1 pseudogene is annotated in these 325 nt (G+C 77.2%); it reads right to left on the bottom strand.

The annotated features are described in order from the left end of the window. A pseudogene (locus tag BZL64_RS40070) lies at nucleotides 1–325 on the bottom strand (hypothetical protein); the annotation flags it as partial.

Genomic DNA, 325 nt, shown 5'->3' with positions numbered 1-325 from the left:
GGGGAGGGGGGCGGCGGGGCGCGCGACGAACGCACCGGTCTCGCCGGTCTCGGCGGCGGTCTCCGTGGCGGTGGCCGTGACGGGGGGTTCCACGGCCTGCGCCGCTTCGGACTCCTCGGCCGGTTCAGTCTCTTCGGCGGGCGCGGTGTCCTCGGGCTTCGTCCGGGCGGTGGGCTCCTCGGGGGTGACCTTCTGCTCCGGAGTGCCGTTCGCCTCGGCGTTCAGGTGGGGGGCGGTCGCACGCGCGTGCTCGTCGACCGCCTCGGACTTCCCCTCGACCTCGTCCTCCCGCGCGGCCTCCGCGTCGGCGCCGGAGTCGGCGGGC

Source organism: Streptomyces bobili, assembly GCF_002154575.1.
Classification (GTDB): domain Bacteria; phylum Actinomycetota; class Actinomycetes; order Streptomycetales; family Streptomycetaceae; genus Streptomyces; species Streptomyces bobili.
This window is presented reverse-complemented; position numbering and strand designations above follow the sequence as displayed.